This window comes from Pseudomonas sp. CFBP 13711 (assembly GCF_014842265.1).
In the GTDB taxonomy this organism is placed as follows: Bacteria; Pseudomonadota; Gammaproteobacteria; order Pseudomonadales; family Pseudomonadaceae; genus Aquipseudomonas.
In genome coordinates this window covers 25,043-47,452 of sequence record NZ_JACYVI010000017.1, presented here as the reverse complement: position 1 = coordinate 47,452, position 22,410 = coordinate 25,043, and the positions used below count along the sequence as shown (strand labels likewise).

At 59.7% G+C, this 22,410-nt stretch carries 28 protein-coding genes; 15 read left to right on the top strand and 13 right to left on the bottom strand.

Translation table 11 applies throughout. The features are described 5' to 3' along the window. Positions 1-53: 53 nt before the first annotated feature. On the bottom strand, positions 54-398 hold the full coding sequence (locus tag IFT47_RS24490) for an antibiotic biosynthesis monooxygenase family protein (RefSeq protein WP_192171533.1): 345 nt from the start codon (positions 396-398) through the stop codon (positions 54-56). Further along, positions 395-1,552 (bottom strand): cytochrome P450, encoded by a 1,158-nt coding sequence (locus IFT47_RS24485; protein WP_192171532.1) that lies wholly within the window; start codon positions 1,550-1,552, stop codon positions 395-397. Before IFT47_RS24485 ends, IFT47_RS24490 begins: the two co-directional genes overlap by 4 nt. 75 nt (positions 1,553-1,627) lie before the next feature. Between IFT47_RS24485 and IFT47_RS24480 the strand changes: the two genes are divergently transcribed. Next, on the top strand, positions 1,628-2,341 hold the full coding sequence (locus tag IFT47_RS24480) for an ArsR/SmtB family transcription factor (RefSeq protein ID WP_192171531.1): 714 nt from the start codon (positions 1,628-1,630) through the stop codon (positions 2,339-2,341). Positions 2,342-2,354: 13 nt separating this feature from the next. Here the strand turns inward: IFT47_RS24480 and IFT47_RS24475 are convergent, their stop codons facing one another. Further along, the gene (locus IFT47_RS24475) at positions 2,355-3,644 is read right to left on the bottom strand and encodes a mechanosensitive ion channel family protein (RefSeq protein WP_192171530.1); all 1,290 of its coding nucleotides are present in this window, start codon (positions 3,642-3,644) and stop codon (positions 2,355-2,357) included. Positions 3,645-3,824: 180 nt separating this feature from the next. Here IFT47_RS24475 and IFT47_RS24470 point away from each other — a divergent pair, with 180 nt between their 5' ends. Together IFT47_RS24470 and IFT47_RS24465 are read left to right on the top strand one after the other, a co-directional pair. Beyond that, a complete protein-coding gene (locus IFT47_RS24470; protein WP_074891698.1) occupies positions 3,825-5,177 on the top strand; it encodes a DEAD/DEAH box helicase in 1,353 nt (450 codons plus the stop codon). A gap of 125 nt (positions 5,178-5,302) precedes the next feature. Next, positions 5,303-5,626 carry a transcriptional regulator gene (locus IFT47_RS24465; RefSeq protein WP_192171529.1) on the top strand — a complete coding sequence of 108 codons (324 nt, stop codon included), beginning with the start codon at positions 5,303-5,305 and terminating at the stop codon, positions 5,624-5,626. Between the two features lie 17 nt (positions 5,627-5,643). Here the strand turns inward: IFT47_RS24465 and IFT47_RS24460 are convergent, their stop codons facing one another. From IFT47_RS24460 to IFT47_RS24445, 4 genes are all read right to left on the bottom strand, one after another. Continuing rightward, positions 5,644-6,516: a DUF6279 family lipoprotein gene (locus IFT47_RS24460; RefSeq protein WP_192171528.1), complete on the bottom strand. Its 873-nt coding sequence runs from the start codon at positions 6,514-6,516 to the stop codon at positions 5,644-5,646. Positions 6,517-6,579: 63 nt separating this feature from the next. Then, complete coding sequence (locus IFT47_RS24455) at positions 6,580-7,323, bottom strand: TorF family putative porin (protein WP_192171527.1); 744 nt, start codon at positions 7,321-7,323, stop codon at positions 6,580-6,582. A gap of 161 nt (positions 7,324-7,484) precedes the next feature. Then, positions 7,485-7,970, bottom strand: coding sequence for a hypothetical protein (locus IFT47_RS24450; RefSeq protein WP_192171526.1), 486 nt, complete (start codon positions 7,968-7,970; stop codon positions 7,485-7,487). A 186-nt stretch (positions 7,971-8,156) separates the two neighbouring features. Continuing rightward, complete coding sequence (locus tag IFT47_RS24445; RefSeq protein WP_037012170.1) at positions 8,157-8,336, bottom strand: hypothetical protein; 180 nt, start codon at positions 8,334-8,336, stop codon at positions 8,157-8,159. Positions 8,337-8,476: 140 nt separating this feature from the next. Here IFT47_RS24445 and IFT47_RS24440 point away from each other — a divergent pair, with 140 nt between their 5' ends. Together IFT47_RS24440 and IFT47_RS24435 are read left to right on the top strand one after the other, a co-directional pair. Beyond that, a complete protein-coding gene (locus IFT47_RS24440) occupies positions 8,477-8,614 on the top strand; it encodes a hypothetical protein (RefSeq protein ID WP_192171525.1) in 138 nt (45 codons plus the stop codon). Between the two features lie 105 nt (positions 8,615-8,719). Continuing rightward, positions 8,720-9,556, top strand: coding sequence for a CvfB family protein (locus IFT47_RS24435; RefSeq protein WP_192171524.1), 837 nt, complete (start codon positions 8,720-8,722; stop codon positions 9,554-9,556). A gap of 62 nt (positions 9,557-9,618) precedes the next feature. On the opposite strand, the gene IFT47_RS24430 is transcribed toward IFT47_RS24435, so the two are convergent. After that, a complete protein-coding gene (locus IFT47_RS24430) occupies positions 9,619-9,999 on the bottom strand; it encodes a hypothetical protein (protein WP_192171523.1) in 381 nt (126 codons plus the stop codon). Positions 10,000-10,476: 477 nt separating this feature from the next. Between IFT47_RS24430 and IFT47_RS24425 the strand changes: the two genes are divergently transcribed. The 3 genes from IFT47_RS24425 to def all read left to right on the top strand — a co-directional run bounded on the left by IFT47_RS24425 (position 10,477) and on the right by def (position 12,534). Next, positions 10,477-10,668, top strand: coding sequence for a CsbD family protein (locus IFT47_RS24425; RefSeq protein ID WP_192171522.1), 192 nt, complete (start codon positions 10,477-10,479; stop codon positions 10,666-10,668). A gap of 267 nt (positions 10,669-10,935) precedes the next feature. Then, entirely contained in the window at positions 10,936-11,934 is a 999-nt protein-coding gene (locus IFT47_RS24420; RefSeq protein WP_192171521.1) for a YihY/virulence factor BrkB family protein, read from the top strand. Between the two features lie 60 nt (positions 11,935-11,994). Continuing rightward, positions 11,995-12,534: a peptide deformylase gene (gene def / locus IFT47_RS24415; RefSeq protein ID WP_192171520.1), complete on the top strand. Its 540-nt coding sequence runs from the start codon at positions 11,995-11,997 to the stop codon at positions 12,532-12,534. Between the two features lie 230 nt (positions 12,535-12,764). Here the strand turns inward: def and IFT47_RS24410 are convergent, their stop codons facing one another. Together IFT47_RS24410 and IFT47_RS24405 are read right to left on the bottom strand one after the other, a co-directional pair. Further along, positions 12,765-13,595, bottom strand: coding sequence for a class I SAM-dependent methyltransferase (locus IFT47_RS24410; protein ID WP_192171519.1), 831 nt, complete (start codon positions 13,593-13,595; stop codon positions 12,765-12,767). A 111-nt stretch (positions 13,596-13,706) separates the two neighbouring features. Further along, positions 13,707-14,123 carry a GNAT family N-acetyltransferase gene (locus IFT47_RS24405; RefSeq protein WP_192171518.1) on the bottom strand — a complete coding sequence of 139 codons (417 nt, stop codon included), beginning with the start codon at positions 14,121-14,123 and terminating at the stop codon, positions 13,707-13,709. A 122-nt stretch (positions 14,124-14,245) separates the two neighbouring features. Between IFT47_RS24405 and IFT47_RS24400 the strand changes: the two genes are divergently transcribed. The 7 genes from IFT47_RS24400 (at position 14,246) to IFT47_RS24370 (ending at position 19,610) form a co-directional block, all read left to right on the top strand. Beyond that, on the top strand, positions 14,246-15,187 hold the full coding sequence (locus IFT47_RS24400) for a fatty acid desaturase (protein ID WP_192171517.1): 942 nt from the start codon (positions 14,246-14,248) through the stop codon (positions 15,185-15,187). Between the two features lie 15 nt (positions 15,188-15,202). After that, positions 15,203-15,982 (top strand): phosphate/phosphite/phosphonate ABC transporter substrate-binding protein, encoded by a 780-nt coding sequence (locus IFT47_RS24395; RefSeq protein WP_192171516.1) that lies wholly within the window; start codon positions 15,203-15,205, stop codon positions 15,980-15,982. A 117-nt stretch (positions 15,983-16,099) separates the two neighbouring features. Continuing rightward, entirely contained in the window at positions 16,100-16,609 is a 510-nt protein-coding gene (locus IFT47_RS24390; RefSeq protein WP_192171515.1) for a sigma-70 family RNA polymerase sigma factor, read from the top strand. Between the two features lie 73 nt (positions 16,610-16,682). Further along, positions 16,683-17,696, top strand: a complete 1,014-nt coding sequence (locus tag IFT47_RS24385) for an ABC transporter substrate-binding protein (protein WP_192171514.1) — start codon at positions 16,683-16,685, stop codon at positions 17,694-17,696. Positions 17,697-17,776: 80 nt separating this feature from the next. Then, a complete protein-coding gene (locus tag IFT47_RS24380; protein WP_192171513.1) occupies positions 17,777-18,328 on the top strand; it encodes a GNAT family N-acetyltransferase in 552 nt (183 codons plus the stop codon). A 288-nt stretch (positions 18,329-18,616) separates the two neighbouring features. Beyond that, the gene (locus tag IFT47_RS24375) at positions 18,617-19,111 is read left to right on the top strand and encodes a hypothetical protein (RefSeq protein WP_192171512.1); all 495 of its coding nucleotides are present in this window, start codon (positions 18,617-18,619) and stop codon (positions 19,109-19,111) included. A 61-nt stretch (positions 19,112-19,172) separates the two neighbouring features. Then, positions 19,173-19,610 carry a nucleoside deaminase gene (locus IFT47_RS24370; protein ID WP_192171511.1) on the top strand — a complete coding sequence of 146 codons (438 nt, stop codon included), beginning with the start codon at positions 19,173-19,175 and terminating at the stop codon, positions 19,608-19,610. A gap of 6 nt (positions 19,611-19,616) precedes the next feature. Here the strand turns inward: IFT47_RS24370 and IFT47_RS24365 are convergent, their stop codons facing one another. The 3 genes from IFT47_RS24365 to IFT47_RS24355 all read right to left on the bottom strand — a co-directional run bounded on the left by IFT47_RS24365 (position 19,617) and on the right by IFT47_RS24355 (position 22,178). Then, the gene (locus IFT47_RS24365; protein WP_192171510.1) at positions 19,617-20,618 is read right to left on the bottom strand and encodes a diaminopimelate epimerase; all 1,002 of its coding nucleotides are present in this window, start codon (positions 20,616-20,618) and stop codon (positions 19,617-19,619) included. Between the two features lie 66 nt (positions 20,619-20,684). Beyond that, positions 20,685-21,287, bottom strand: a complete 603-nt coding sequence (locus tag IFT47_RS24360; protein ID WP_192171509.1) for a LysE family translocator — start codon at positions 21,285-21,287, stop codon at positions 20,685-20,687. Positions 21,288-21,341: 54 nt separating this feature from the next. Further along, positions 21,342-22,178, bottom strand: a complete 837-nt coding sequence (locus tag IFT47_RS24355) for an AraC family transcriptional regulator (protein WP_192171508.1) — start codon at positions 22,176-22,178, stop codon at positions 21,342-21,344. Positions 22,179-22,410: the final 232 nt, after the last annotated feature.

The window sequence follows — 22,410 nt, the reverse complement described above, 5'->3', positions numbered from 1 at the left end:
ACCCACAATAAAAGCCCGGCAGATGCCGGGCTTTTTGTTGTTTTAATTTCTTTTTATTCATGAGCGCGTCGGCTATCGCGCGGGGCTTGAGCACGATTCTCCAGACTGTAATCTCGCACCACGTCAGCAATGCGCAAGTGGTAATCACCGAATACTTGCCTACGCCCCGTAAGTTGCGCGGCACGATGCAACTCAAGGCCGCGCCATCGTTTAATGGCTTCCTCATCACGCCAAAATGACAGCGACAGAACTTTTTCTGGCTCGCTGAGGCTCTGATAACGCTCCACTGAAATGAACCCATCCAAACCTTCCAGCAATGGCTTCAGTTCAGCCGCAAGATCAAGATACCGCTGGTATTGCTCCTCATGTGGCCACGCTTCAAAAATAACAGCGATCATTGTTGAGTCTCCCGGCTGCGATGGAAATAAGGAATCCGAGCATTAAGCGAGGGCAAGTAGCGCCATTGATGAGCGCGGACAGCGGCGTTGGGCCGTCTACGCAACAGTTCTGAAACCGCTTCAGAGGCAATACGCAAAGCGAGTTGCTGGCCTGGGCATTCGTGTCTGCCTGAGCCAAAGCTGAATATTCGACGGTGTGGCCGTGTGAGCAAAAAGTTGTCGGGATCCGGGTTTGCGCAAGGATCCCTGTTCGCTGAAGCCAGTAACAAAAGAACCGTATCCCCGGCCTTCAGGACGCTGCCTTCGATAACACACTGCCCGGCAACGAACCGCCGGGTGTTTTGTATGGGGGAGTCGTGGCGCGCCGCCTCGGCTACCCACTCTGCAACACGCGCCGGTTGTTGAGGGGGTTCAAACAGGTCGGGGTTACGATGAATTGCTATGAGGGTGTTGCCGATCAAGCCTGCGGTGGCTTCGCAGGTCTGTGACAACAGGCCGATCAGATTAGCGATCAATGCGTCTCGATCTTTCCAGCCCGTCACGTCACATTCCCTCAACACGTGGCTCATGAAGCGACTTCTTTCATCCTCGCCAAGCAGCAACTCTGCGAACAGTTGACTCAACCGAGTCGCTCCGGCATCGGCCTCATCCAGCTTGGTCTTGTCGCTTATGGGGGAAAGGCAGCCCACAAAATTCTGGGTCAGGGTCACAACTTCACGTAACTGGGTGAAAGGAACGCCCATCAAGGTTGCCGTGACGGATACGGGCAACGTCCACATCAATTCGTTGAGGTCGTCAACCGGGGCATGGAGGGACTCGAACAACTGCGACACTATTTCTGCGATGTTTTGGTCATGCACAGAAGCCAAAGCGGGCGCGATGGCCATTCTTGGACACTGGTGTTCAGCTCCTTCGTTCATGCGCATAAGACGACCGAAAATACGTCCCGCGGCGCCCTGTGCAATGGCGAGAGGAACCGGCTCATCAAGAGGACGGACTCGACAGTCCGAATGTTCCAGAATGGCCTCTATGGCACTGGCATCACTGGCGATCCACATGCGTAGATCTGCATCGAACAACAGCCCCTTTCGTTGCCTTAAACCAGCGTAATAAATATAAGGGTCGGCATGGCTGGCTGCTTCAAACGGCGTCATTTCTGAAAGTCCTGTTCACAAGGAACGGCTAATATCCGGCACTGCGCACGTTAACGATTCGTTCAGGAACGAAATATGGACTCCCCAGGCAATGACATCGCCATTTCAAGGGTCGCCGGCGCAATCGCCGAACCAGCCAGGACGAAGATGCTCTGTTCGTTGATGGATGGGCATGCACGTACCAGCACAGAAATGGCTGTCATCGGCGACGTAAGTGCCTCTACTGCAAGCGCGCATTTGGCGAGGCTCAAAGAGGACGGGCTGCTGAAGCTGCACACGCAGGGCAGGCATCGGTATTACAGTTTGGCGGACGCAGACGTGGCCCGGGCGATTGAGGCCCTCATGGTGATCAGTCAGAAGCCAGACGCCCGGTTCGTCCCGAATACCCCGGGTCGACTCCAAATCGCACGCACCTGTTATGACCACATGGCGGGTTCATTGGCCGTAAAACTGCACGATCGTTTCCTCGAGTCAGGCTGGCTGACCATGTCAGCCCCTGACGACGGTAATTATCAACTCACTGTCAGCGGCGAAAAAGCGATGGCCGACTTGGGGCTCGATGTAGGGACAGTCAGGGCGCAGCGACGTCGCTTCGCCTGCTCATGCCTGGATTGGAGCATGCGCCGCCCGCATCTCGCCGGAGCACTGGGTGCTGCCTTCCTGCACATAGCGACCAGCCGCAAATGGGTTATTCAGGACCTCGACAGTAGGGCGCTGGCGTTGACGCCCAAGGGAACGAAAGAGTTCTCCATTCGATTCGGGGTCAGCACTGAAAACAATGCGCCATAGCTGCACTTGGTCGTTAAACGCCGCCCGGTTGCTGCAGACTTTGATTCGACGACATCTTCTCCAGCCCCAACCGTAAATCCGCCCCACTCGGCTGTTGATAAACCCCCAGCCCGAACTCCGGCAGCACCGCGAGCAGATAATCGAAGATATCCCCCTGAATCCGCTCGTAGTCACCCCAACTGGTCGTGCGGGTAAAGCAGTAGATTTCCAGCGGAACACCCTGGGCCGTGGCTTCCATCTGGCGGACCATGCAGGTCATGTCCGGGTGAATGTCGGCGTGGCTTTTCAGGTACGCCAGGGCGTAGGCGCGGAACGTGCCGATGTTGGTGATGCGGCGGCGGTTGGCCGACATCTCGGCGACGTTGCCCTGGGCTTGATTCCATGCCTTGAGCTCGGCTTTCTTGCGGCCCATGTAGTCGGTCAGCAGGCGGACCTGGGTCAGCTTCTGTTCTTCTTCATCGGAGACGAACCGCACGCCGCTGGCATCGATGAACAGGCTGCGCTTGATCCTGCGCCCGCCGGACTGCTGCATCCCGCGCCAGTTCTTGAACGACTCGGACATCAGGCGCCAAGTCGGGATCGAGACGATGGTCTTGTCGAAATTCTGCACCTTGACGGTGTGCAGGGTGATGTCCACCACGTCGCCGTCGGCGCCGACCTGTGGCATTTCGATCCAGTCGCCGACCCGCAGCATGTCGTTGCTGGTCAGTTGCACGCTGGCGACGAAGGACAGCAGGGTGTCTTTGTAGACCAGCAGAATCACCGCTGACATCGCGCCGAGTCCGGAAAGCAGCAGCAACGGCGATCGATCAATCAGCGTGGCGACGATGATGATCCCGGCGAACACGTACAGGATCATTTTCGTCAGCTGCACGTAGCCCTTGATCGAGCGGGTGCGGGCGTGTTCGGTGCGCGCGTAGATATCCAGCAACGCGTTGAGTAGCGCGCCGACGGTGAGCATGAGGAAGAGGATGGTGAACGCCAGCGCGATGTTGCCGAGTACGTGGTTGGCAGCGTTGCTGAGGTTCGGGACCAGATTGAGACCGAACTGGATCACTACCGAGGGCGTGACCTGGGCCAGTCGGTGGAAGACTTTGTTATGGAGAAAGTCATTGAGCCAGAACAGCGACGGCTGGCGGCTCAGGGCTTTCATGGCGTAGAGGATCATCCATCGCGCCAGCCGCCCGAGCACGAAGGCGGCGATGAGCAGTAACAGCAAGCCGGTGATCGTGCGCAGCATTGGCTGGTTTTCCAGCAGCGTCCAGATTTCCTGGGCGCGTAGCCAAAGCGAATGGGTGTCCATGGGCGCTGGATCTCCTGATCAAAAATGGGGGGCGCGATTAGAGCATTGATAGGGAAGCGAGGGCAGGGTAGGCCAAATCCGGTAACAAAATAGGCCCTTTGAGCTAAAGAGGCTCGGCGAATCCGGCTTAAACCGGTAACCTATGCGACTGTTTTTTTGTATTACGCCGAGGTAACACCCGTGTTCTCCCAATTCGCCCTGCACGAACGCCTGCTAAAAGCCGTGGCCGAACTCAATTTCGTCGAGCCTACGCCTGTGCAAACAGCGGCCATTCCGCTGGCGCTGGAAGGACACGATCTACGGGTGACGGCGCAGACCGGCAGCGGCAAGACTGCCGCGTTCGTGTTACCGATGCTCAATCGCCTGATGGGCCCGGCCAAGGTTCGCGTCGACATCCGCGCGGTGATCCTGCTGCCGACCCGCGAGCTGGCCCAGCAGACGCTCAAGGAAGTGGAGCGTTTCTCCCAGTTCACGTTCATCAAGGCCGGGCTGATCACCGGCGGCGAAGACTTCAAGGTCCAGGCCGCGATGCTGCGCAAAGTGCCGGACATCCTGATCGGTACGCCGGGCCGTCTGCTGGAGCAACTCAACGCGGGCAACCTCGACCTCAAGCAGGTTGAACTGTTGGTCCTCGACGAAGCCGACCGCATGCTCGACATGGGTTTTGCCGAAGACGTCGAGCGTCTGGCCGGCGAATGCGCCAACCGTCAGCAGACCATGCTGTTCTCGGCCACCACCGGTGGTTCGGGCCTGCGCGAAATGATCGGCAAAGTCCTGAAAGACCCGCAGCACCTGCAGGTCAACAGTGTCAGCGAACTGGCTCCGGGCACCCGTCAGCAGATCATCACTGCCGACCACAACGTGCACAAAGAGCAGGTCCTCAACTGGCTGCTGGCCAACGAGACCTACCAGAAAGCAATCATCTTCACCAACACGCGCGCCATGGCCGACCGCATCTACGGTCGCCTTGTGGCGCTCGAGTACAAGGCGTTCGTGCTGCACGGCGATAAAGACCAGAAGGATCGCAAGCTGGCGATCGACCGTCTGAAGCAGGGCGGCGTGAAGATCCTGGTGGCGACCGATGTCGCGGCCCGTGGTCTGGACGTCGACGGCCTGGACATGGTCATCAACTTCGACATGCCGCGCACGGGCGACGACTACGTTCACCGCATTGGCCGCACCGGCCGTGCCGGCGGCGAAGGTCTGGCGATCTCGCTGATCACCCATGGTGACTGGAACCTGATGTCCAGCATCGAGCGCTACCTGAAGCAGAAGTTCGAGCGCCGCACGATCAAGGAAGTCAAAGGCACCTACACCGGGCCGAAGAAGGTCAAGGCGTCGGGCAAGGCGGTCGGAGTGAAGAAGAAAAAAACCGATGGCAAAGGTGACAAGAAGGGCGACAAAAAGAAAGCCGTCGCCAAGGGCCCGACCAAGCGCAAATCGGTAAATCGTCCGAAGGCCGAGCCTTTGGTCAGCCAGGACGGGATGGCGCCGCTGAAAAAGCGCGTCACGCGTCCGCCAGTCGCTGAATAACCCCATTCTGCCTCCCGGCCAGCCCGCTGAACGGCTGGCCCTGCACTGGGTCACAACCACTGAGCATCAAGCCCGATGACCGGACGTCACGGGTATTGCCCTGTTGGCCCACTGGAGGATGAAACATGTCTAAACGATACGACTGGGACCTGATCGAGCGTCTGTTGCACCACGTACAAAACAGCGTCGCAATTGCCGATGCATCAGAAGCGTCTGCCGCAGAATTGAGAGCGTTGTTGCTCGAACGTGGGTTCATTGCCGCCCACACGAGTGGTGATGGCGGGAATGGCGAAGGCGCGACCCTTACGCCTCGAGGCGCGAGCTTGCTGGCGATGATCGACAGCAGCATTCCAGGCAACGACCATCCGCGTCAGGTGCTGGATGAACAGGCCGATGCGCTGGATAAGGCGACCTTTGATGAGGTGGCCTCAAAGGCGCAAATCGCCTGATGCTGAAAGCGTCCTGATCAGGACGCTTTTTTTATGCTCTTGTAGCAACTCAAGTCTGTGAAGTCCTTGCGCACATCGGCGATTTTCGCCAGCAACTTCTGCCGTTGATCAGGGGTACTCTGCGCCATCAGATCCGCAATCAAAGAAATCGCTGCCTGCTCGGTATGGTCGTAGGTGGCGCGATACTCGGGTGTCCAGAAGGTCTGGCGATCCTGCAACAGACTGGCAATCTTCTGATCAAAATCCCCGGCCTTGCGCTGTTTGACCGCCGCGAGCAGCAGCGACTGCCAGTGCGCGCGGTTGTCGATCCACAGCCGGTTCTGCTCGCCTAGCGAGGTCGACCACTGCATCACGCGAGCCTGTTGGCCTGCATTCAGCTTGCCCATCCAGGGCGTCAGACGTTTCTCCATCCGTTGAGCGCGTTCACTGATCTGCTTGTCCAGCGGCTGGTCGACGTACTCGTCCTCATGCTTGCGCAGGTCCTTGGCGAATGCGGCTTCCATCTCGGCCACCTGCTGATCGTCCAGCTGACGAAGCAGCTCGACCGCCGAGGGCGTGATTTCTTTGGAGAGGGTGGCGATGGCTTGCCGCGCTTCGGCGGTGCGTGCCTTGAGCTGCTCCTGATTGACCTGGTTGTTTTCGACCATCCCTTGCAGACGGTCCAGCCAGTCGAGGTAACCGGGAATCTGAGTGGTGCAGTGCCAGCTCAAGTGCTCTTTCAAGCGCTCATCGAGCCAGTCTTTCTGCGAAGCGTTCATGTCCAGGTAGTCGTTGAGCGACCAGGGAATGATGAAGTCCAGATGTCGATACGTCAGACCAATCTGACTGCACCCCGCCAACAGCGTCAGGCTCAGCCACAGCGAAATAAAGGTCTTCAACACAATGCCCATGACAGCTCCTTGCCGGTTCGTCTCACCGTTATAGAGCAAGTCAGGTCATGGCGGTTCAACCCATCAGAAAAACGAGCGCACGACCTTAAGGGTAACGGTGCTTTCGCACTGGGTGTTGTGGCCGCTGTAGGCGCTGCAATCGGCGCCGGTCAGGCTCGAGCCGCTGTACATCAGGTTCATGTCCATGCCCAGAACAGGGCGCGACACGTTGAACGACCAGTCGCTGTAGGCGTTGACCACGCCGCCGCCGTCGATGATCGTGGGCGAATCGAGCTGGTGGTTGCCGTACTGCATGCGCAGGTCCAGGCCCAGGGGAATCATGCTGCCCAGGTCGAGAAACACGGTGCTGTCCTGGCGACCGGCGTCGGTGCTGAAGGCAGTGCCGATGCGGCTGTCGAAGATGCGGAAACCGGCATAAAGCTCGTGGCTGTCGAGCTGGTCGGTATTCGGGTAGCTGTAGCGAATGACGCCAAGCTCGTAACCGAGGGTTTTGTCGAAGGGCTTCTTGAAGCCCATGTAGGAGTCGACTTCCAGCGCGGTGTCGGGGGTCAGCCCTGCGCTGGGGGACCATTGCCCGAAGTAGAAACCGCTGTCGTGGGTCAGATCGAGTCCGCCGTGGAACTTGGTATCGGCACCGCTCGGTGTCACCAGGCCCTGGGCCATGGTGCGGCTGGGCGTCGTGCCGAGCTTCAGGCTGAAGTCGCCCAGTTCCCGCTCGATGACTTGAGCGCTGGCGGCGTGATGCATGAGGGCGGCGCAGGTAAACACCGCACCGGTCCAACGGTTGAAACAGCGAGCATAAGGCATGCTTCACTCCTTTCAGGTTTCAGAGGAGTGGGTCGAAGGTTTCTATCCGAAAGCCGAATGGCCTGGCAAGAACCGCGAGCTAGAGCGGTGCAAGGATACCGCCGATTGGCGCCATCTCACGACCATTGGTCGATTCGAGGCAGATGCGCAGAACTTTGCGATCAGTTCGCGGGGGAAATCAGCTGATTGACGACGATCAAGGCTTGAGGAAAAGACGGATAACCGCTGGTGGCTACGTCCAGTTTTTCGTACTGGGTGCGGTACTTCTGTGCCTTTTCCTGATCGTCCATTCCGGCCCTTTGCGCAAGCAGGGCGATGGCCAGCGGGTAGTTGCGATCTGCAGAATCATTGAGCCTGGCATCGATCAGCTTCGGCTCGGCGTTCTGACGCAGAAGCAGTATGGCCTGGTAAAACTCGGCTTCGCCGGTTGTGTCTTCGCGTGCTGCCCGTTCAAGAAGCGCGCTGGCGAGTTCGTCGTTTTCGGCGCGACGTTCGTTGGTCAGTAGCTTGGCCTGGAGCATGTCGTTCTGGTACAGCAGGTAGTCGGCACGGCAGGCGCTGCCCGGTATCGAGGTGTCACATCCGTGGGTCACACAGCCGGTGAGCCCGAGGCTGAGCAGGGCGCCAATGATCATCCGTTTGTTCATATCGGTTTCCGCAGAGACGTCAGCAGATCAGGGCATCGTCCGCTCTTTTCCATGACCCATGGGTAACAGCATCGAGGAGCAGTCATGTGACGAGAGTAAAGCAGAGCTTTGTACAGCGAGGGAGCGATAGACCTGGCGCTTTGTGATCAAAGCGCCTGGATGTCGACCGCGGAGGCGGGAGAAAATTTACTTTTTGCCGAGGGAGATCTGTTTGGATGGGCCGAAGGTCTGGCCGCTGACACCTTTGGCGATCTGTTGGATCTCGCCACCGGATTTCAGGAAAGCTGCAATTTGTGCGTTGATCGAATCGCTGGTCTCAACGGCAGGAGCTGGCTTGGCTTTCGAATTGGATGCTTTTACACGCATGGCTGCTATTGACCTATATAAATTTAATACGGCCGGCCATCCTATCGGAATTGACCGGAAATTGCTTGGGTATTATCGGACGGGGGGAGGCGTCACGGTCGCAAGGATGAGCGCAATTATTTTCCGAAAGCAGCGGCTAAATGACTGTTTTAATTGCGATGTTTAATCTGGCGTTCCGTCGATTATGCCCGGCGTTCAAGGCGGCCGAACGGCTCGACGACCTGACGAATGGCTTTAGCTCGGCACCGCTTGCGTTGCGTGGTTCATCAAGGCGTTGATTTCCAGGGCGGCGATGCCGGCGGCAGATGTCGATCCGAAATGGCCACCGGAATGCCCGCCCGAATTCGGGTAGAATGCCGCCCACGTAACGAGGGTATCTGCACATGGCTTTAGTCGGGCGCTACAACAGTTTGCAAGTGGTTAAACACACTAACTTCGGTTTATATCTGGACGGGGCACAAGACGGCGAAATTTTGCTGCCCAACCGATATATTCCCAAAGATATTCCCAGCGAAGATGAAGACTGGCTCAACGTCTTTATTTATCTGGACAGCGATGACAAGTTAATCGCCACCACCGAGAAACCCAAGGTTCAAGTGGGTGAATTTGCCAGCCTCAAAGTGGTTGAAGTCAACAGCATTGGCATCTTTCTGGATTGGGGTCTGCCCAAGGATTTGCTGCTGCCGTACTCGGAAGAGAAGCAGCCGCTAAAGGCCGGTGATTACTGCGTTGTGCATGTCTACCTCGACAAGCACACCCGCCGCATCACTGCTACCACGCGTCTGGATCGTTATCTGGACAAGGTGCCGGCCAACTACACCGTCGGGCAGGAAGTGGACTTGCTGGTGGCGGAAGAAACCGCGATGGGTTTCAAGGCGATCATCAACAACAAGCACTGGGGCCTGATTCACAAGAACGAGGTGTTCAAGTTCCTGCGTTCGGGCAAACAGGAAAAAGGCTTCATCAAGGAAGTGCGCAGCGACGGCAACATCAGCCTGAGCCTGCAACCGGTGGGCGAGCAGCTTGCCAGCAGCCTCAACGCGCAGATCCTCGGCAAGTTGCGTGACAACAACGGCGTATTGCCCGTCAGCGACAAGAGCGATCCGCAGGTCATCAGCAACCTGTTCGGCGTCAGCAAAGGCAACTTCAAGAAAGCGATCGGCGCACTGTACAAACAGGGCCAGATCGTCATCCACGCCGACCGTATCGAACTGGTCTGACGTGACACTCGGCTGCAGCGCGGGATGGCCTGCGCTGCGGTCGTCTGATTAGTCTTGCCAGATCACTTCTGTATGAAACTGGCGAAGCTCAGGTTTGCGCCGTTCGGGCGCATGTCCTTCAAGTACGAATCCTTGTCAGCCGAGAGCTCCAGGCTCACGGTGGACTTGCGCTTGCCTTCGTTGCGAACCACCACCGCGTCTTTCTGATCGCGCAGGAACTTGGTGGTCACCTTCAGGTGAATCAACTCATCCGTGCTCGGCGTGTGCAACAGCAGATGCAGCCACTCGTACTGACCCACCGCCAGACGGCTCATGGGCAAATCAAACCACCAGATATTGCGCTTGGGGTCGAGCACGGCGAAGTGCGTGTTATTGGTGCCGAGCACGGCGCCGCCGAGCTGTTCATTACGGCGCGCAATGGCCTGCTGCTTATCGAGTTTCATAACATTCCTGGATCACGGTCTCGTCAACCTGGCCCGACGCCCTGAGCGCCGCCGGTTCGGTCGCGCATTCTCCGGGGTTCTCGGGGAAACATAAAGGCAAAATTGGCTGGCGCGATTCGCGGGCTTTCATGGGGACGCGGAGCGTCCCGGGCTGCATTTCCACGCGGAGCGTGGGAACGATCAAATGTCAGCGCCTGGACTGGCCTCTTCCCGGCTAAAGCCGGTCCCACTAAAAAGCACCGCGTGCCGTCAGTGCGACCGGAGGCGCCTCGCGTAGGACCGGCTTCAGCCGGGAAGCTTTTGATGTGCCTACCGCTGGTTATTAGGATGGATTCCGATCCCTCCAGGTGCATGGAAAACCCAAACTCAAGGCGCCATTTCAATCCATTCGCGAAATAATTGAACCTCTGATTCACCGCTCCGGTCAGTTCTAGTGTCGAGGTAATGACAACCTATTCTCACCCTGGAGTTAACCCTATGAGCAGCACCGGCGATAAAGTCAAAGGCTTGGCCAACGAAGCGGTAGGCAACGTCAAGCAGGGCGTCGGCAAAGTGACCGACAATGACAAACTGCGTGCCGAAGGCAAAGCGCAGGAAATCAAAGGCGAAGCGCAACAAACCGTTGGCGACGCAAAAGACGCTGTGAAAAAAGGCGTCGACAAGGTCTAAATCCCTTGCGCTCGGGGCTGCCATGCTCCCGGCGACCTGATTTGCATCACCGTAACGGCCATCCTTCGATGGCCGTTATCGTTTGCGCCCTCGACCGCCTGAAACACATCAAATGTAGCCAATACCCCGGGCGCCCTGTAAAAAGCCAGCCCGTTCGGGCAACTGACGGAATTTCAACGCAATTGCCCGCTCGTATGCATACCGCTTGTAGAAACGCCTGAATCAATAACCGTGCTTCGGCTACATCTGTGTCGCGAAGGAGACGCCATGATATTCCCGGACTTGCGCCAGCTCAGCATCAAGACAGTGTTGGTCAGAACGGTCAAAGAGTTTCTCGATGACGAGATGTCGACCTATGCCTCGGCACTGGCCTACCAGATGCTGTTTTCGCTGTTCCCGTTCCTGCTCTTCCTGATTGCCCTCATCGGCTTCCTGCACCTGCCGGACTTTTTCAGCTGGTTGCGGCTGCAATCCGAACTGGTCCTGCCGCCCCAGGCCCTCGACCAGGTCAATCCGGTCATTGACCAGTTGCAACAATCCAAAGGCGGCTTGCTGTCGATCGGTATCGTCATCGCACTCTGGACCGCCTCGGCTGGCGTGCGCCTGATGATGAGCGCCATGAACGCCGCGTACGACGTAGTCGAAGCGCGCCCGGCCTGGAAACGCATTCCGCTGTCGGTGTTCTACACCATCGGTATCGCTGGCATGCTGTTAACGGTTGCCGCGCTGATGGTCACCGGCCCGGTGGTCATGAACTGGCTCGCCGCGCAGATTGGCATGGAAGATTTCATCGTCACCTTGTGGACGGTTCTGCGCTGGCCGCTGATCATCATCCTGCTCATGGTGGCGGTGGCGATCATGTACTACGTCATGCCCGACGTTAAACAGAGCTTCCGCTTCATTACCCCAGGCTCAGTGCTTGCGGTCGTGGTGTGGATTGTTGCTTCGCTGGGCTTTGCCTACTACGTGAAAACCTTCGCTGACTACAATGCGATGTACGGCAGCATCGGCGCGATCATCGTGCTGTTGCTGTATTTCTACATCTCGGCAGCGGTGTTGTTGCTGGGCGCCGAGATGAACGCGGTGATCGAGCACATGTCAGCCGAGGGCAAAGAGAAAGGCGAGAAGGAAGAAGGTGAGCGCGATGGCACGGCCGATTTCAATACGGTGCACCTCAAGCAGCACGTCTCGGGTCTCGGCCGCGATCACAGCCATGACCACGATTACACCCCAACGCCGCCGGTGCTGAAGACCGACAAATTCTGATCACGCTCTAGGCAGACGGCGCCCGCTTGTGGGGCCTCTGCCCGTTGCAGAGGGTCCGCAATGATTCGCGAAATTCTGAAAATGGGCGACGAGCGCTTGCTGCGCATCGCGCCGCCTGTCCCCGAGTCGATGTTCGGTTCGCAAGAGCTGAAGACACTTATCGAGGACATGTTCGAAACCATGGAAAGCGTCGGCGGTGTCGGCCTGGCTGCGCCGCAGATTGGCATTGATCTGCAACTGGTGATCTTCGGTTTCGAGAGCAGCGATCGTTATCCGGATGCGGAGGCCGTTCCCCAGACCATCCTGCTCAATCCGTTGATTACGCCGCTTGAGCAAACCCTGGAAGAGGGCTGGGAAGGCTGTCTGTCCGTGCCGGGCCTGCGCGGTGTGGTTGATCGCTACGAGCACATCCGCTACGAGGGTTTCGACCCGGACGGCAAGCTTATCCAGCGTGAAGCCCGCGGTTTTCATGCGCGGGTCGTCCAGCATGAATGCGATCACCTGATCGGCCGGTTGTACCCGTCACGCATTACCGACTTCAGCCGCTTCGGCTTCATCGAAGTGCTGTTCCCGGGGATGGACCCGAACGCGGACGAATAACGGCTTCGTTGTGCAACGAAACTTGTCGGCATACGAGTAAACCTGTGGGAGTGAGCTTGCTCGCGAAGAGGCAGGTACATCCGCTAAACATTCGGCGGCTGAGCCACCGCTTTCGTGAGCAAGCTCACTCCCACAAGTTTTGCAGCGGCATCGTAAACAACTTCGCTCCCACAGGCTTTTCAGCGTTATCAAGGGCGAACACATTCCGCCTGGACTATCTGCAGCTCATATTATTTATCTGGCTTGATGAACCGCAGGGTCATGCGGTCGGACTCGCCGATTGCCAGATAATTCGCCTTGTCCTGCTCACCCTTGACCAGCGCCGGCGGCAGTGTCCAGACGCCGTCGGGGTAGTCCTTGGTGTCTTTGAGGTTGGCGTTGATTTCGCTCTCGCCAGCCAGCTTGAAACCCGCCTGCTGCGCCAGTTTCACGACGTAGTCCGTCGGCAGGTAACCGTTCTTTTCGTTCTCCTTGGCGGTGGTGCCGGGTTTGGCCCGGTGATCGACCACGCCCAGCGTCCCGCCCGGTTTCAATACCTCGTAAAACGCCTTGAATGTGGCCGCTTCGTTGCCGGCGTCGACCCAGTTGTGCACGTTGCGGAAGGTCAGCACCGTGTCGGCCGAGCCTGGCGTGCCGAACACCGGCGCCTGAGGCGCATAGGCCACGACCTCGACCTTGCCGTAATGGGCAGGGTCAGCGGCGTATTTCTGCTTCAGGCTGTCGGCGGATTTCTTCGCGTAATCGCTGATGGCGGGGTCGACGATGGCGGCCACGTAATGGCCTTTATCCCTAAGCAGCGGCGCCAACAGTTCGCTGTACCAGCCATTGCCCGGCGTGATTTCGATGACCGTCTGATCAGGGCGCAGGCCAAAAAACGTTAGCGTCTGCTCAGGGTGACGGTATTGATCGCGGGCCGCATTTTGCGGCACTCGCCAGTCGCCACCCAGCAGGGTCGCGAACTGCTCGTGACTGACGGTGGATTCGGGCGCAGCACTCGCCGCCACTGCCAAGCCCGTTGCCGAAAGTGCCGCGAGGGAGAAAACCATAAGCGCCGGCTTCATGTGCGTCCTGCCTGACCAAGAAATGATCGGCGAGGCTAGCACGGGACGCCAGGCCTTCGATGGCGCGTTTGGTTTGGTCCACCGCAGGAAAGGTTCTAAGCCGCTATTGCGTTACGGGCCAGTCAAATGAGCCAGTGCCACCAATCGCTTGGTCTGGTGATAACGCTCCAGGCGCGAGGCCAGTTCCTGGGGCAGCTGCAATGTTTCTACGAAACCGAGTCGCTGATAAAAGCCGTTCAGCTCAGGTTCACAGAACAACCAGACGTTTCCTTCAACCGACGTCAGCGCTGCGGCGATCAGCCCCGCCGCGACACCCCGCCCGCGCTCGGCGGGCGCAACGAACAGCCCGGTCAACCAGTGCCCACCCGCAACAGGCGTCAAGCACATACCGCTAACAATCTCCGACCTGCGCGCCACCCACATCTGTGCCTCGCCCCTGGCGCGCATGGGTGAGCGATGGGCGCGGTAGAACTTCTCCAGCAACGGGCGCTGCACGTCGGGAAGGGGCAAAAACTGGATGTCGGGCATGGGCTGCGGGCGTCGGATAAAGGATCGATGGGCGCATGGTTCTACCGTCATAACCAATCGATCTACAAGTTTTTCCTGCGTCGTTGCACAACCGGTTATCAGCCCGAATGCAGGAACCGGCAATGCCCCACTACCTGGACGACGCGCAGCGCGAAGAGATCAAGCGTTTGCGCGCAAGCTTTACGGGCCGCACGGAGTGGCCGACCTGGTTGCTGCTGATCGGTCTGTACACAGGCTGGCCGACGTTGTTGCTTGCCAGTCCGCACTTGGGCGTGTGGCCGACGACGCTGTTGATGATCCCGCTGCTGGTGCTGTGGATGTCCGTGCAACACGAGGTGCTCCATGGCCATCCGACCCGTTCGTTGCGATTGAACAAGGTGCTCGGTTACGCACCATTTGCGGTGTGGTACCCGTACACCCTGTATCGCGACACCCATATGCAGCACCACTGCGACGAAGACCTGACCGTGCCCGGCCGCGACCCGGAGAGCCGCTACCTGAGTCAGCTGCACTGGAAGCAGACTGGCAAAGTGATGCGTTTCTTGCGCTGGCTCGACAAGACCCCGCCGGGGCGTCTGGTGTTTGGCGTACCGTTGGCGCTGAGCAGTCTGATCGTTGGCGAAACCCGGCGATTGCTGCGTGGCGAGCGCCAGGCCTGGGCGATGTGGTCCACCCATGGTGGATTGCTGGTGCTGATGTTTTGGTTCATCGAGCATTACAGCGCGATCTCGGCCTTGCATTACGTGCTCTTCTGCAGCGTCCCGGCGCTGGCGGTGTCGATGGTTCGCTCCTACTACGAGCACCGTCCGGGCGAGCAACCCCAGGAGCGCACGGTGATCAACGAAGCCTCATGGCCGTGGGCCTGGCTGTTCCTGAATCTGAATCTGCACCTTGTGCACCACGACTTGCCCGGCTTGTCGTGGTATCACATGCCCGTCGTGTATCGGGCGCGGCGCGAGGCGTGGCTGACGCGCAGCGGCGGATTTCTGGTGGCCGGTTACGCGGAACTCTTTCGCCGGCACAGCTTCAATCCTATCGACAGCCCGCAACATCCTTACGTCTGATCAGGAATATCGAACATGCCCCAAGGCTTCGCCGAACTGTTGATGTACGTCGCGCCGCCGCGCGTTCAGCAGGCGCAGGGGCAGTGGCTGAAACGAACAGTGGAAATCCTTGGCGTGGAGCGTCTCGATGCTGCGGATCTGGATCTGAAAGCGCTGTGGCTGTCGCCGCACTTGCTGCTGACGCAAACCTGCGGTTATCCGTTGATGACTGAATTGCGGGGCAGGGTTCAGGTGGTCGGGCGTCCTGTGTACCAATTGCCCCACAGCGCCAACGGCAATCACTGCAGCCTGTTGGTCGCCCGTGAGGACGATCCGCGTCAGGCTCTCGTCGAGTTCAGGGGCAGTCATGGCCTGCTGAATTCGCGGGATTCCAATTCGGGCATGAACCTGTTCCGGCACGCATTAGCCCCACTTCAACAGGATGGCAGGTTCTTCGCCGACACCACGCTCACCGGCGGTCATCGCGCCAGCCTTGCTGCGATCAAAGCGGGCAATGGTGATCTGGCGGCCATCGACAGCGTGACCTTCGACTACTTGGCCCGCGACGCCAGCGAGGAGGTCGCCGGGGTAACGGTGATTGCGCGTACGGCGGAGGGGCCGTGCTTGCCCTACATCACGCGGCTCGGCGCAGATGCTGATGCCATCCGCGCGGCCATGAATCAGGCGCTGAGGGAACTCCCCGATGTTGCCCACCTGTTGGCGATCAGCGAGGTGTTACCGGCGAGCGAGCCCGATTACCAGGTGCTGCTCGACTACCAGCGGCAGGCTGTATCCCTGGGTTTGCCGTTGCTTTAGTTATTCCGTTATGATCTATAAGAATCACTTTTAAGTATTTTTACTGCATAACCGCGCTTGCTAGCATGGCCTCTCGGAAAGTCCCGATGATAAAAATTTCAGGGCAGGGGATGTCTTATGGCTGGCGCCGACGTTATGCATCGCCACTACCTCAGCGAACTCTTTGTGCAGCACCACGCGTGGCTGTGCCTGCGCTTGCGTCGGCTGCTCGACTCCGAGCAGAGCGCCGAAGACGTCGCGTCCGAAACCTTCCTGCAATTGCTGGCCTCGCCCAACGTTGTGCCGATTCGCGACCCGCGGGCGTTGCTGACTACCATCGCCCAGCGACTGGTGTATGAGCGCTGGCGGCGGCGCGATCAGGAGCGCGATTATCTGGAGGGATTGGCCCTGGAAGACGCTGTTCCTTTTGCGTCCGCCGAAAGCCACGCCGCTACGCTGCAAATCCTTGACCGTCTGGATCGCCGCCTTGACCGCCTGCCGGCAAAGATCAAATCAACCTTTGTGCTCTCCCGCCGCAGCGGTCTGACCTATCCTGAAATCGCCGCGCGGCTGGGCATTTCGCAGCGTTCGGTGAGCGACTACATGGATAAGGCTGAAACCTGTTGCCTCCGCGCTTGTCTGGAATAAAGCGTGTGCTGTGCCCGGCCAACTGTGCCAAACCGATTGAGCTCCTCCCATCCCCGAGCGACGAGAGACATCCATGACACCAATCAAAAAATTGCTGGGCGGCTCGCTGCTGGCACTGGCTGCCCTGACGGGCTCGGCGTACGGCGCAGAAAAAACCGCGCCGATTCATTTCGGTGACATCACCTGGGAGAGCGGCAGCCTGATCACCGAAATCCTGCGCACCATCGTGGAAAAAGGCTACGGCTATCCCACCGACAAACTGCCCGGCAGCACGGTGAGTCTGGAAGCGGCGCTGGCGAAGAACGACATTCAGGTGATCGGCGAAGAGTGGGCCGGACGCAGCCCTGCGTGGGTCAAGGCGGAGGCTGAAGGCAAGGTCCACGGCCTGGGCAACATCGTCAAAGGCGCGACCGAAGGCTGGTGGGTGCCGGAGTTTGTCATCAAGGGCGACCCGGAACGCGGCATCAAACCGCTGGCGCCGGACCTGAAATCGGTGTCGGACCTGCCCAAATACAAAGACGTCTTCAAGGACCCAGAATCCCCGGACAAGGGCCGCTTCCTCAACAGCCCGACCGGCTGGACCTCGGAAATCGTCAACACCCAGAAGCTCAAGGCCTACAAGCTCAACGACACCTACGTGAACTTCCGCACCGGTTCGGGCGCGGCACTGGATGCTGAAGTCGCATCGTCCATCCGCCGTGGTAAGCCGGTGTTGTTCTACTACTGGTCGCCGACGCCGCTGCTGGGTCGCTTCAAGCTGATCAAGCTGGAAGAGCCACCGTTCAACGAAGCCGCCTGGAAAACCCTCGCCGACGCCAGCAATCCCAACCCGATCGGCTCCAGCTCCCTCGCTGCGCACTTGGCCATTGGCGTGTCTGAACCGTTCCGTCAGCAGTACCCGGATCTGGTGAGCTTCTTCGAGAAGGTGGACCTGCCCATCGACCAGCTGAACAAAACCCTGGGCGAGATGAGTGAGAAGCGCTTGGAGCCAAGCGTTGTGGCGAAAAGCTTCCTGAAGGATCACCCGGACGTCTGGACCGCCTGGGTGCCGGCTGAGGTTGCCAGCAAGGTGAAGGCGGGCCTGTAAGCGCTTTCTCTTCAAACTGTGGGACAAGCGGGCCGCCGCTTGTCCCACAGGCAATCCCGTCCATGCACGAGTGACACTTCTTGAACCCCTCATTCATTCCTCTGCACACCGACCGCCTGATCCTGCGCGAACTCACCCCTGACGACACCCCGGCGCTGGCGCAAATCCTGGGCGATGCCGAGGTGATGCGGCATTCGGTGGCGGGCGCGTTGTCGGAAAAGGCCACCGGCGAGTTCATCGACTGGTGTCGGTTTTCCTACCGTGAACGTGGCTTTGGTCCCTGGGCGGTGGTGGAGAAATCCACCTCAACCCTGGCGGGTTTCTGCGGTCTCAACGCCGAGCTGGTGGATGAGCAGCACGAGATCGAGATTGGCTACCGGCTCGCCACCGGGTTCTGGGGGAGGGGTTTGGGCACCGAAGCGGCGCGCGGTGCTCTGGCTTATGGCTTTGAACAACTGCGCTTGTCATCGCTGATCGCCATCGTCCAGCCGACTAATTTTGCATCGGTCAATGTGATCAAAAAACTCGGGTTCGGTGGGTTCGTCCACAGCCAGTATCATCGCCAGGGCGTGAGGGTTTACCGCATGACCGCACAGCAGTGGGCGCTGGGTTGCTCAGCAGAATTGGCTTGAGACCTTCCCGGCTAAAGCCGGTCCCACAAAGTACGCGATCCCCGTAGGACCGGCTTTTTCAACACGCCGTAGGACCGGCTTTAGCCGGGAAGAGGCCAGCGCAGGCACTCTTGATTGTGTGGCATGACATCCGGCGCCTTCCCGGCTAAAGCCAGTCCTACACGTTTCCCTGCGCAGCCGGGATGGATATCTCGCCCCTCAACTGTTAGCGTCCAGCTGACAATCAAAGCGTTGATCACCGATAAAAAGTCGCCGGGAGAGGACATGGGGTATTGCAGATCGACAGCAATGACGATGATGAAGGCGTCACTCGGCCTGACGTTGATGGGCCTGATGGCGCTGCAGAACGTGACACTGGCCGGCGAAACCGCACCTGCCCCCGTGGCCGGGGATTCCGCGCTGACCTTCGTGCAGGATAAGCATCTGGGCGAAAGTCTGGGCTGGCTCGGCTACCAGGTGGCGTCCCACACGGTGACCTTCGCCACGATCGTCGAAACCGTCGGCCGCACCAAGGCGCAGGAAATCGTGCAGGACGAACTGCAAAGCCTGCAGCCGCAGTATCAGCAGGAATGGGACCGCAACCTCGCGGCCGCCTACGCCGCATCGTTCAGCCCCGAAGAGCTGCAAGCACTGGACGCCGCAGACCCCGCGCCAGACGTCGCCAACAAATTCCGCAACAAGCAGCGCGACGTTGGCGCTGACATGAAGGACCGTTCCAGCGAGCTGCTCAAGGTTTACGTGTCCACCGCGCTGGACAACGCGCTGAAAAAAGCCAAGCCTTGAGCGCGCGCTTGTTCTAAAGCGTTTTTTCGATCATCCCCCGTCACGAAGGAAAGGAGAGACCATGGACCCGTTCATGCAAGCGGCCATTGATGAAGCGCAGAAGGGCCTGGACGAAGGTGGTATTCCCATCGGCTCGGTCATCGTCCACGACGGCAAGATCATCGGCCGTGGCCACAATCGTCGCGTCCAGGAAGGCAGCGCCATCAAGCACGGCGAAATGGACGCCTTCGAAAACGCCGGCCGCCAGCCCGCCCGCGTTTACCGCGAAGCCACGCTCTACACCACCCTGTCGCCCTGCGCGATGTGCAGCGGCGCGATCCTGCTGTACGGCATCCGCAAAATCATCGTCGGCGAACATGAGACGTTCATGGGTGAAGAAGAGCTGCTCAAGTCCCGTGGCGTGGAGGTGAATGTGCTGCACGACGAGACCTGCGTCGGACTGATGAAGCAGTTCATTGCCGACAAGCCTGAACTATGGAATGAGGACATTGGCGAGTAGTCAGCGTCAGGCTTTGACTCGCGCCGTCCCGAACAACTGCACCTGCTGCAACTGCCCGTCGCGCTCGATCAGGCGCAACGGCGCAGTGCCGCCGGGCATCACCACTTCTACCAGGCCTGCTTCAACCCAACCGCAGAGCCACGCCGCCGATGCAACCGCGCTGGCGCTGGTGCCGGATGACGCCGTCGGGCCTTCGCCCCGTTCGAACACGCGCGCTGCGATTCGATTCGCTCCCAGGCGCGCGGCCCATTGCAGATTGACCCCGCCAGCGCAGGGATCGCCGCTTCCTGATTCCCCAGCGACGAAAGCGATGCGGGTCAGGGCAGCGTTCAACTCGGTTTGGTGAAGGTTTTCGAAGCTGGGCAGATCATCCACATCCGCCACCAGCGTGACGCAATGCGGGTTGCCCACCCTGACGAACACGCTGGTCTGCCATGCCGGGTGCAATTCCGCCACGCGCTCGACCCGGTTGACCTCCCGCTCATTGAGCATCGCTCTGCCGACACCGGTTCCTGTCGCGCCCACTGCCTGCGGGCCGAAACCGGGCGCGCCGATGTCCAGCCAGAAGCCATTCACGCCTTCGACCGTTGCCGGGACAGCTTGGGTTGCAACGGGGCTGGGCGAGTCAGCATTGTCGTGATGAACGCGCAGGGTGAACGGCGCGCTGCCGGTGATAAGGCCTGCGTCGGTCAGTGACTGGGCGAAGATGGTCAGGCCGTTGCCGCTGCGTTCGGCGAGGGTGCCGTCGGTGTTGACGATCAACAGGTCGAACGGCGCCGCGTCCTGAAACGGGCCGACCAGAAGACCGTCCGAGCGATGAGATTTGCTGCCGGGTGGGCGCTGGCCAGCAGGCCAGTCACAGATCACTGCGACGGCTTGAGCCGTCCAGGCGTGGCGGCGAGTGGCGGCTTCCGTCGGTGAGTGAGGAAGGAGAACTCCGAGGGTGCGCAGGGCATCGGGAGCAATCACCGCGTAGATATTGCCGCGAGCGTCGTAGAAACGAGCCATGGTCAGTCCGGATCAGGGAGTCAGCGCGCATTAAATCACGCCGACCCGCGCGTTGCTGCCCGCCCTTCACACCACCAACGTCAACCACGCCGATACCAGCAACAACACCGCCATTACTTGATTGAAGCGCTTCATGCTCTGCGCCGAGCGGCAGAATTTAGCGGCGCTGACGCCCAGGTAGGCCCAGGCGCTCATGCACAGGATCGACACCAGGAAGAACGCCAGCGACAGCCACATCACCCGCAGCATGCGGTCGGCGTCGGTGCCCGCAAAGACGCTGACCACGGCCAGCGCCATCATCCAGGTTTTCGGGTTGACCAGTTGCAGGCTCGCCGCGCCCCACAAGCCCAGAGTCGGACCGCTGCGGGTTTGCGTCGTGTCGACTGCTTCGGCGGGCGCGGTGAAAATCTGCCACGCCAGCCAGGTCAGCCAGCCAATGCCGACCCATGACATCAGCGTTTGCACCTGTCGATGACGGACCAGCACATCCCCCAGCCCAGTGCCGACCATCAGCACCAGCAATGCCGCACCGGCGCAGGCCCCGAGGACAATCGGCAACGTGCGGAGCAGGCCGTAGCGCGAGCTGTTGGTCAGTACGAGGATGTTCGTCGGGCCGGGCGTGATGGAAGCGACGAAGGCGAACAGCAGAAAGGGCAGGAGGGTTTGCATAAGGCCACTCGGCGGTCATTGATCGTGGAGCAATGATCGGCGCGCAGTCGGCGGTCAGTCTGGAACGTTTGAGCAGCGTCGGCGGTAGTCGGCCGGGGTCATGCGATAGGCGCGCTGGAACCAGCGGCCCAGATGGCTTTGATCCGCGAAACCCAACGCAGCCGCGACGCTGACAGGCGCCTCGCCCCGCGCCAGCAGATGGCGGGCGCGGGTCAGGCGCAGCTGGATCAGGTAGGCGTGGGGCGCCAGGCCGAACGCGGCCTTGAACGCGCGACTCAGGCGGAAGCGGTCAACGCCTGTCACCTGCGCCAGATCGTCCAGGCCGATGTCCTGATGCAAGTGGCTGTGCAGATAATCACGCGCTCGCTGGGCCACTAGTGGCAGACGCGGATCGGGATCGACCAGGGTGCGCCAACGCAAGTGACTGGTCAGGTTGGCGAGCAGGTGATCCAGCGCGGTCTGGCGAACGATGCGCAGTTCATCATGGTGCATCGCTTCGAAGGCGTCGGCGGTGGCGATGGCGAGGCGCGGGTCTTCTGCCAGCGTCGCTGCGAAGCTCAGTTGGGCGTTGTCCGGCGCTTCTTCAAACTGCGCGCGCAACTCCCGGTCCAGCCAGCGCGGGTCCAGGTACAACGTGCGGTAAGTGAAGCCGCCCGCTTCCGGTGCTGTGCCGTCGTGGATGTCGCCCGGCTCGAGCAGGAACACCTTGCCCGGCGTGCTGTTGTGCTGCTGTCGACGGCAATTGAATTGCTGCAGACCCTGTTCGGTGATGCCCACCAGATAACTGTCGTGCCAGTGCGGATCGTAGGCATGGCCCTCGAAATGCGCGCGCACTGTCTCGATGCCGGACGCGGCGTCCTGCTTGAGCTCGATCCAGTTGCGGTCGGACATTGCGGGGCCTCGGGAGGGGTGGCTGGTCAGGGCATTCAATCATTCTTGGACACGTTACCGCGCCGCTTACGGCAGGTCTGGAAGAATTGTGCAGCGGGCGACGAAGTGTCGGCGCATGGGACGGTTCCGGCAGGGCGGCGACTATTCTTGTTACAAAGCGAATCGTCCTACACGTTGCTCATCCACTGTGACAGCGCGAACCTACGCGCTCGAGCGCCATCAAAGACCGGAA